The sequence below is a fragment of the Umezawaea sp. NPDC059074 genome (assembly GCF_042738955.1).
Taxonomy (GTDB): domain Bacteria; phylum Actinomycetota; class Actinomycetes; order Mycobacteriales; family Pseudonocardiaceae; genus Umezawaea.
The window spans coordinates 172,527-181,955 of sequence record NZ_JBHYHC010000004.1 but is presented as its reverse complement, the minus strand read 5'-3'; the positions used below and the strand labels follow the sequence as shown (position 1 = coordinate 181,955).

At 71.5% G+C, this 9,429-nt stretch carries 9 protein-coding genes; all 9 read left to right on the top strand.

Features of this window, described 5'->3' with window-relative positions; all coding sequences use genetic code 11:
* Positions 1-1,209: AAA family ATPase (locus ACFWW9_RS03595; protein WP_390370975.1), on the top strand; the 1,209-nt coding region annotated here is incomplete at its 5' end.
* 27 nt (positions 1,210-1,236) lie between these two features.
* Entirely contained in the window at positions 1,237-2,097 is an 861-nt protein-coding gene (locus tag ACFWW9_RS03590; protein WP_390370973.1) for a fumarylacetoacetate hydrolase family protein, read from the top strand.
* A gap of 123 nt (positions 2,098-2,220) precedes the next feature.
* Positions 2,221-3,255 (top strand): hypothetical protein, encoded by a 1,035-nt coding sequence (locus tag ACFWW9_RS03585; protein ID WP_390370972.1) that lies wholly within the window; start codon positions 2,221-2,223, stop codon positions 3,253-3,255.
* 31 nt (positions 3,256-3,286) lie between these two features.
* Positions 3,287-4,543, top strand: coding sequence for an ATP-grasp domain-containing protein (locus ACFWW9_RS03580; RefSeq protein ID WP_390370971.1), 1,257 nt, complete (start codon positions 3,287-3,289; stop codon positions 4,541-4,543).
* Positions 4,544-4,589: 46 nt separating this feature from the next.
* Entirely contained in the window at positions 4,590-5,513 is a 924-nt protein-coding gene (locus ACFWW9_RS03575) for a phytanoyl-CoA dioxygenase family protein (RefSeq protein ID WP_390370969.1), read from the top strand.
* Positions 5,514-5,571: 58 nt separating this feature from the next.
* Positions 5,572-6,825 carry an ATP-grasp domain-containing protein gene (locus ACFWW9_RS03570; RefSeq protein WP_390370968.1) on the top strand — a complete coding sequence of 418 codons (1,254 nt, stop codon included), beginning with the start codon at positions 5,572-5,574 and terminating at the stop codon, positions 6,823-6,825.
* Positions 6,826-6,862: 37 nt separating this feature from the next.
* On the top strand, positions 6,863-7,243 hold the full coding sequence (locus tag ACFWW9_RS03565) for a 6-pyruvoyl tetrahydropterin synthase family protein (protein ID WP_390370967.1): 381 nt from the start codon (positions 6,863-6,865) through the stop codon (positions 7,241-7,243).
* Positions 7,240-7,968 carry a 7-carboxy-7-deazaguanine synthase QueE gene (locus ACFWW9_RS03560; RefSeq protein WP_390370965.1) on the top strand — a complete coding sequence of 243 codons (729 nt, stop codon included), beginning with the start codon at positions 7,240-7,242 and terminating at the stop codon, positions 7,966-7,968. Before ACFWW9_RS03565 ends, ACFWW9_RS03560 begins: the two co-directional genes overlap by 4 nt.
* A gap of 84 nt (positions 7,969-8,052) precedes the next feature.
* On the top strand, positions 8,053-9,288 hold the full coding sequence (locus ACFWW9_RS03555) for an MFS transporter (RefSeq protein WP_390370964.1): 1,236 nt from the start codon (positions 8,053-8,055) through the stop codon (positions 9,286-9,288).
* Positions 9,289-9,429 lie beyond the last annotated feature (141 nt).

Sequence of the window (9,429 nt, the reverse complement as noted above, 5' to 3'; positions counted from 1 at the left end):
GGGCTGTCCCAGAAGCAGCTGGCCAATTCCAGCACCCTCAGCGTCCGGGCGATCCGCGACCTGGAGAACGGACGGGTGCGGCAGCCGAGGACGGACACGCTGCGCCTGCTCTCCGCGGCGCTCGGGCTCGGCGTCCCGGAGATGGACCGGCTGGCGAACGACCACCTGCCGGGCGCGTTGACGAGGGAGGCGGAACCGGCCGTGGGCGGTCCGTTCCTCGGCCGCGAGCAGGAGGTGGCGGCGCTGACGGCGATGCTCGGCCCCAAGCGCCACCGGCTGGTCACGATCACCGGGATCGAGGGCGTCGGCAAGACGCGGCTCGCGCTGGAGGTGGCGCGCGGACTGGAGACGACCGAGGGCCTCACGGTCGTCTGGCTGCCGCTCGACGACGACCGGTTCCGGGGCGGGAGCACCCCGGTGGGCGCTCCGGAGCGGCCCGCGTGGTTGCGCGAGGTCGTGCGCTCCGGGCTCGACGGACGGCGACGGCTGGTCGAGACCAGCGCGGAGGTGGACGGCCTCCTCGTCCTCGACGGCGCCCGGCCGGAGGACGAGCTGGAGGCGTTGACGACCAACATCCTGGCGGCGTGCCCCCTGCTCCGGATCCTCGTCACGACGAGGGACCCCGTCGGCATGCCCCTCGACACCCTCTTCCCCCTCGCGCCGCTGCCGCTGCCGTCGGCCGACACCCCGACGGCGGACCTGGACCAGGTGGCGTCGGTGGCGCTGCTGCTCAACCGGATGAAGCGGATCCAGCCCGCCTTCCGGCCCGACCACCGCACCCTCGCGGACGTCGCCGGCATCTGCCGCGCGCTCGACGGCATCCCCGCCGCGCTCGAGGTCGCCGCCCACTGGAGCCTGATCTACTCGCCGAGGCAGCTCGCCCACCAGCTCGACACCGAGCCGCTCAGCGTCGTGCGGCGACCCCACGGCGACCACCGGAGGCCGGAGGCCTTCGCGTCGGTCCACCGCACCATCGCCGCGCTGAGCAGGCGCCAACGCGACCTGCTGTCAACGATGTCAAGCGAGACCGACGACTACTGGTCGGTGCCGGAGGCGGCGACCCGGATGGGCATGACGGCGGCCGAGTGCGCGGACGACGTCTACCACCTGCTCATCCTCGGCGTGCTGCGCCGCGTGGACCGCCACGACGTGGCGACGTTCCGGATGCTCAACATCGTCGGCATCGCCTGGCTGACCGCGGCCGCGTGACCCGACACCGCCAGGAGGGATGACCCAGTGCGACTCTGCACCCTGAACACCGAGACCGGCGAGGACGTCGGCGTGGCGGTCCCCGACGGGATCGCCGTGCTGAGCCTCGTCAACGCGACCGCGGGCACCGACTACGGCCCGACCCTGCTCGACGTCATCGTGAAGGGCGAGGCCGCCGCGCTCGCGGCCACGGTCGCGGGCCTGCCGCACCAGGGCGTGCTCGCCGTGGCCGAGCCGGACTTCGGCCCGCTCTACCGGCACCCGCCGAAGCTGTGGGGCGTGGGCCTCAACTACGCGCGCCACGCCGACGACCTGGGGGTGGGGCAGCCGACCGACGCCCCCGGCTCGTACCTGCGGCCGTCCTCCACGGTGATCGGCGACGGCGACGCCATCCTGCTCCCCGCGCAGTCCCAGCGGGTCACCGCCGAGGCCGAACTCGGCGTCGTCATCGGCACCACCTGCCGCGACGTGCGGCCCGAGGACGCCGGGTCGGTGATCTTCGGGTACACCGCGGTCCTGGACATGACCGCCGAGGACGCGATCCGGGTCAACGCGCGGCACATCCCGTGGGCGAAGGCCTTCGACACCTTCTGCAGCCTCGGCCCGTGGATCGTCACGCCCGACGAGGTCCCCGACCTCGCCTCGGTGCGGATCTCCACGGTCGTCAACGGGGAGACGATCGCGTCCAACCAGGTGTCCGCGATGATGTACGACCCGCACTGGCTGGTCGGCTACTTCTCCGGCGGCATGGTCCTCGAAGCCGGGACCGTGATCGCCACGGGGACGCCTGGCGCGGGTGTCATCGCCGACGGGGACACGGTGGAGGCCCGTGTCGTAGGCGTCGGCGACCTCCGCAACACCGTCCGGCTCGGCCCGGCCGCGCGGTAGGCCGGGAGGCAGTTGGGCCCCGCGCGGAGCGCTTTTCTGCCGGGGTTCTGCCGCCGGTGGGAGCACATTTCCTTGATATTGTCGGAAACAGCGATTTCCCGCACTTTCTGCTTGAGGTGTTCAATGTCAGAGACATCGCAGTCGGTCATCGAGGATCAGCGATCTCCTGAAGTCGAAATCCTGGACTGCACGCTCCGCGACGGCAGTTACGCCGTGGACTTCCAGTTCAGCGAGGCGACGATCAGGAGCGTCCTGAGCGGCCTCGAGGGATCGGGTGTCCGTTTCATCGAACTCGGGCACGGTTTGGGACTCAACGCCGCCGAACGCACGCCGCACGCCACGCGTGTTTCCGACGCGCGGTGCTTCCGCATCGCGTCCGAGGTCTTGACGACGGCGAGTTGGGGAATGTTCTGCATTCCGGGAATCGCCGAGCTGGACCACCTCAGGCAGGCGGCGGACGCCGGTATGCGGTTCGTCCGGGTCGGCGTGGACATCTCCACCGTCGCACCGGCGGAGGACTTCCTCGCGCTGGCGAAGGACCTCGGCATCACGACGTTCGTCAACCTCATGAAGACGAACCTGCTGGGCCTGGACGGCGTCACGGACGCGGTCCGGCGGTGCGCGGGGTTCGGCGCGGACACCGTCTACCTCGTCGACTCCGTCGGCGGGTACCTGCCCTCGGACGTCACCGAGCTGTTCGAGGAGGTCGGCCGGTCCGTGGACGTCCCCCTCGGCTTCCACGGGCACGACAACCTGAACCTGGCCAACGCCAACTCGCTCGCCGCCGCGATGGGCGGGGCGAAGTTCGTCGACACGACGCTCGACGGCATCGGCCGCGGGGCCGGGAACACGGTGACCGAGGCGTTCGCGGCGACCCTGTACGCCAGGGGGGACCGCACCACGTACGACTTCCGGGCCCTCGCGGAACTGAGCGAGTCCGTCGTGCGCCCGCTGGAGCGGCTGCACGACGACCGCACGTACCAGCTCGTCGGCGGCATCACCCGGACGCACTCCAGCTTCTTCCCGCTGATCAGCAGGTGCGCCGAGATCGCGAACGTCGACGTGTTCGAACTGATGGCCGCGGTCGCCGACATCGACCGCGTCCACCCGGCGGAGGCCGTGGTGCTGGAGGCCGCCAGCACCATGGTCGCGCGCTAGTCCCCGTCCGCTTTGCCGAAGAGGAAGTCCTGTGGAACCGAGAACCCCGGTTGTCCTGCTGATCGACCCCGCGAACAGCGGCAACGGGCGCGAGTACCGGACCGCCATCCGCGACCTGGGGTTCCGCGTGGTCTCGCTGTCCGCGGGTCCGTCGTCGGCGAAAGCGCCCGTCGACCCCGACGAGCAGGTGGTGCGCGCCGACGACGTGGACGACGCCGTCCGGCGGGTCCGCGAGTCCGGGCTCGATCCCCACGCCGTCGTCCCTGCGGACGGGATGAGCGTGCACCTGGCCGACGAGATCGCGGCCCGGCTCGGCCTGCCCGGCAACGACCCCGCCCTGAGCGCGGCACGGCGGAACAAGGCGGCGATGCGGCTGCGGGCCGAGGCGGCGGGCGTCCGCGTCCCGGAGTTCCGGCTGGTCCACTCCCTCGACGACATCGCGGAGGCCGCGCACGACATCGGCTTCCCCGTCATCGTGAAGCAGACGATGGGGTCCGGGTCGTACGGCGTGCAGGTGGTCGGCGACCCGGCGGGCCTGGACGAGGCGACCAAGGCGCTGGCGGTGGACAAGAGCGACCGGCCGGTCACCGAGTGGCTGGTGGAGCGGTACGTCCGCGGGTGCGAGTACGCGGTGAACTTCTACAGCGCCGACGGCGAGCACCGGATGGTCGACGCCTGGGAGTACCGGCAGCCCGACGACCGCGACTACGACTTCCCCCTGTGGGACATCGTCCAGATCGGCGCCGACCACCCCGACCACGGTCCGGTGGAGCGGTTCGTCGAGCAGGTGCTCGACGCGTTCGGCGTGCGCTGGGGCCCAAGCCACATCGAGGTCAAGTGCGAGGGCGACGACGTCCACCTGATCGAACTCGCCGCCCGCTTCTCCGGCGGGCCCGCCGTGCCGCTGTGGGGCAGGCACTCGGACGTGAAGCCGTTCCACGAGGCCGTGGAGTGCTTCCTCGGCCGCCGTCCGCTGGTGATCGGCGGCGACCACGCCTTCCGGTCCGTGCTCGGCTCCGTGGTCGTCCGCAACGACGTCGGCCCCGGCACGCTCGTGGCCGTGCACGGGATGGACGAGTTCACCGCCCTGCCCGGCGTCGCGGACGTGCTCGTGGAGTTCGAGCCGGGCGACCGCGTTCCGGTCACCAACCACAACATGTGCATCCCGGTCAGCGCCTCGGTGCACGGCCCGGACCGGGCGACCGTGTTCGGCGTCATCGCCGCCGCGCGCGCCGCGGTCCGGCTGGAGATCGACTTCGACGCCGCCGACACGGGCGGGCACGGGTAGTCGTCCGCCGCGGCAGGTCTTTTCGTTCCGCGAGAAAGGGTTCTCAATGGGAAAGAAGCTCAGTCAGGCGCAGGTCGACTTCTACCGGGAGAACGGGTTCTGCGTCGTCGACGGGATATTCGACGCGGGGCTGATCGAGAAGGCGCGCGCCGTCGTCGACGGGCTGCTCGTGTCCGCCGACCTCGCGGGCGTGGCCGAGGCCGAGCCGGAGGACAGCTCGAAGGCCCGCCGCATCTGGGCCCCGACCTCGCGCGACGAGCTGTTCGCCGCCATCGCGGAGGACGCGGGCCTGCTGGACGCCGTCGAGCAGTTGATCGGCTCCGACATCGTGCTCCAGTACTCGAAGCTCAACGTGAAGCCGCCGCGCGTGGGCAGCGTCGTCGAGTGGCACCAGGACTTCTCGTTCTACCCGCACACGAACACCGACCTGGTCGCCACGCTGATCTACCTCGACGACGCGACGCGGGAGAACGCCTGCCTGCGGGTCGTGGCGGGGTCGCACCGGCACGGCCTGTTCCACCACGAGGCGGAAGGCCACTTCGTGGGCAAGGTCGAGTCGCCGTCGGCCGTGGGGCTGGACGACTCGGCCGTCGTCGACTGCGAGGGGGCCGCGGGCGCGGTGGTGTTCATCCACCCCCTGCTGCTGCACTCGTCGGAGAAGAACCTCTCGGACCTGTACCGCCGCGTCTTCATCCCGTCCTACCGCGCGGCCGACGCGCTGCCGATCTACTACGGCCCGCACGCCGCGCACAACGAGCCGACGGCGAAGCTGGTGCGGGGCAAGGCTTCCCGGTCCGTCCGGAGCGAGGCCGGGTCGTGGCGGCTGCCGATCGCGGCGGCGGAGTTCAACTCGCTGTACCAGATCCAGGAGGGCTCGCACGTGAGCAACGGGGCGAAGTCGGCCACCGGCTACTTCTCCCACGAGGCCGACGAAGCCGACGCGGAGACCGCGGCGAGCGCCTCGATGTGACCCGACCACCACCCCGACCGCAGGACCAGTCACCCGACCAGGAGTCGTCAGCACCGCCATGACCAGCTCACCAACCGGAACGCCCGCCGTCGTGCTGATGGACCCCTACGGGGAGAGCGTCCGCTTCAAACCGCTGGTGGCCGAGCGCGGCATGGACGTGATCTCCGTCTACACCATGCCCCGCGAGTACGTCGTGGCCCGGTGGCCCCAGCACCGGGAGGGCGAGGCGGTCACCGTCTACGCCGTGGAGCTGGACGAGATCCGCGCGCGGCTCGCCGACCTGGGCGCCGACATCCGCGCGGTGGTCCCCGCCAACGACGTGGCCGTGGCCAAGGCGGACACGCTGGCCGACGAGCTCGGCCTGCCCGGCAACGGCGCGCGGCTCGCGCTCGCCCGCCGGGACAAGTCGGTGATGCGGGAGACCGCCGCGCGGGCCGGGGTCCGCATCCCCCGGTTCGCGCTGGCCGAGGACCCGAGCGCCATCGCCCGCGCCGCGCTCGACGTGGGGTTCCCCTCCATCGTCAAGCAGACGGCCGGGGCCGCGTCCCACGGCACCCGGCTGGTGAGCGGTCCCGAGGACGTCGAGGACCTCTCGACCCTGCACCGCACCGACCCCTTCGGGCGGCCGGTCGAGGCGTGGCTGGTCGAGCAGTACGTGCGGGGCAGGGAACTGGGCGTGAACTCCTTCTCGCACGACGGGGAGCACCACGTCGTGGACGTCTGGGAGTACCGGCAGCCCGACGACCGCGACTACTCGTTCCCCTACTGGGAATGGGCGCAGATCTCGCGGGACGACCCCGACTGGCCGCTCGCCGTCGACTACGCGCGGCAGGTGCTCGACGCGTTCGGCGTCGGCCTCGGGCCCTGCCACACCGAGATCAAGGTCTCCGGGGGAGAGGCGTACCTGATCGAACTGGGCGCCCGCCTGCCCGCCTACCCCATGGTCGACGCGTGGATCGCGCACAGCGACTTCGAGCCGCACCGCCAGACCCTGGACTGCCGGCTGGGCGAGGTGCCGCGGATGGCGAAGGAACCGGTGCGGTTCGACGCCTTCTGCGGCGCCAACGCCATCCGCAACGACGGGCCCGCCGGTCGTCTGGTGGAGATCCGCGGGCTGGACGAGGTGGAGCGGATGCCCGGCGTGGACAAGCTGGTGGTCGGCTACCGGCCGGGCGACGCGGTGCCGACGACCGACAGCATCCAGACCATCCCGGTCAAGGTCAGCGTCTCCGCGCCGGACCGCGCGGAGCTGATCCGGCGCATGGCCGAGGTCCGCGCCACCGTCGACCTCGTGATCGACCCGCTCCGCTGACCGCGCTCCGCTGTCCCCAGCGAAAGGACGCCGCCCGATGCTGACCATCGCCAAGGAGTTCCACTTCTCCGCCAGCCACCAGCTGGCCCACCTGCCCGCCGACCACCAGTGCGCCCGGCTGCACGGGCACAACTACGTCATCGAGATCGAGCTGCGCGCCCACCCGGACGAGCTGACCCCGGCCGGGTTCGTGCGGGACTACGGCGAGCTGGACGACTTCAAGAAGTGGGTCGACGCCGAACTCGACCACCGGCACCTGAACGACCGGGTCGCGGGCGCGAACCCGTCCGCCGAGAACATCGCGATGTGGGTGTACCGGGAGTGGAGCGGCCGCATCCCCGAGCTGTCCGCGGTCCGGGTCTCCGAGACGCCGAAGACGTGGGCCGAGTACCGGCCGATCGTGGCGGGGTCGCGGTGACCGCCGTCCTGACGCGACGGCTGGTCGTCAGCGAGGTCTTCGGCCCGACCGTGCAGGGCGAGGGCCCGTCGTGCGGCAGGCGCTGCGGGTTCCTCCGGCTCGGCGGCTGCAACCTGCACTGCCGCTGGTGCGACACCCCGTACACGTGGGACTGGCGCGGCGTGGCCGACGGCGGGGTCGCCTACGACCCGAAGGTCGAGCTGACGACGATGGACGTGGACGACGTCGCCTCGGCGGTGCTCGCCATGGACGCCGACCTCACGGTCATCACCGGAGGTGAGCCGCTCAACCAGCAGCGCGGTATGGTGCCCCTGGTGGAGAAGCTCGTGGGGGCGGGCAACCGGGTCGAGATCGAGACCAACGGCACGGTCGTCCCGGTCGAGGCCCTGCTGGGCCACGAGGTGGTGCGGTTCAACGTGTCCCCGAAGCTCGCGCACGCGTCCGACCCGCTGGCGCGGCGCATCCGGCCGGAGGCGCTGCGGGCGCTGAACGACAACCCCGGCACCGCGTTCAAGTTCGTCTGCCGGGACTCGGCCGACCTGGACGAGGTCGCGGGTCTGGTGGACCGGTTCGCGCTGCGGTCCGTCTGGATCATGCCCGAGGGCACCTCCGCGCGGCAGATCGGCGAACGGCTCGCCGACCTCGCCGACGAGGTCGTCCGCCGCGGCTGGAACCTGTCCACCCGGCTCCACGTCCTCGCGTGGGGAGACGCGCGAGGCGTCTGAAAACGCGACCGTACAGTTCGATCCGGTCGCCCCGCCGGTCATTCCCGGCAGAAAGGGGTTCGTCCGGCGAAAGCAGTGGAGCACATGAATTTCCTGACCCCGTACCGACGGTTGTTCACGCTGCCGAAATTCCTCTCGTCTCTGGTGGCGGCGGTGGCGGGCAAGCTGATGCTCGGGATTTCCTCGGTCGCGCTCCTGCTGGCGACCGCGGACCACCGGGGTTTCCACCAGGCGGCCGTCGTGGTCTCGGTGTCGGCGCTGGCGGGCGTGACCGTCCCGCTGCGCGGCAGGCTCATGGACCGCTTCGGCTACGCCGTCGTGATGCTCCCGTCGCTCGTGGTGTACCTGGGCGCGTTGACCGTCCTCGTGCTGAACGAACGCGCGCAAGGACCGTTCGCCACGACCGTGGCCTGCGCGTTCGTCTCGTCTGCCGCCATACCCACCATCCAGGTCGTGACGAGGCTGATGTGGCGCGCGATGACCACCGGCGACCTGCGGACGACCGTCCTGTCGCTGGACGCGGTCCTGACCGACGTGGGGTTCATCGTGGGGCCGACCATCGGGGCGTTCCTGGTGGTGGCCGTGGCGCCGTGGGCGGCCCTGGCCGCGTCCGCGCTGCTGAGCACCTGCGCGACCGTCCTGCTGCTCTCCCTCAAGCTGCCCCACCAGCGCAAGCAGCCGCGGTCGCCGGATCGCCACTGGCTGGGGCCGATGCGCCTCCGGGCGCTGCGCCGGACGATGGTGGCGGTGGTGTTCTTCTTCCTGGGGATCCGCGCGATCGAGCTGTCCTTCCCCGCCTGGGCGCTGGAGCACGACTCGCCGCTGTTGAGCGGGGTGCTGCTCAGCTGCATGTCGGTGGGCAGCGTGGTGGGCGGCCTCGCGCTGGGGGCGCTGCCCGCGCGGAGGTCGTCCCTGGCCACGTTCCCCGTCACGCTGACCGTGCTGTTCGCCGGAACGCTGCTGGTGGCGGCGGCCAGCTTCACCTGGACGGCGGTCCTGGTCGTGGCCGCGGCGCTCATGGGCATGGCGGTGGGGCCCAGCTTCGTCGGCCTGTACACGACCGTCGGCGAGCAGTCCCCGGCGAGCATGGCCGCGGAGACCCAGTCGTGGATCAGCTCGTTCGTGTCGCTGGGCGGAGCCCTGGGGGCGGCGCTCAGCGGCGTCGTCATCCAGTCGCTCGGGCCGGGGGCGCTGCTGGTCGCCGCGGCGCTGTCCCTCGCCGTGGCCGCCGTGGTGGCGCACGTGGCCGTGCGGACGAAAGCGGCGGAGCTGCCGCCCGTGGACGACACCCGTCGGGTCGCGACCACGGCGGGGCGTTGACGGTCTTTTCCCTCGACGGCGCTTTTCGGGGAATTGCCGATCGCAGCGGCAGAAACGGGCAGAATCGGATAGCGCGAGGCAGTTTGGCCTTCACCGGTGGATTTGCTTCCCGGCGGGACCGTAGGGTCGAAGTCACAGCTT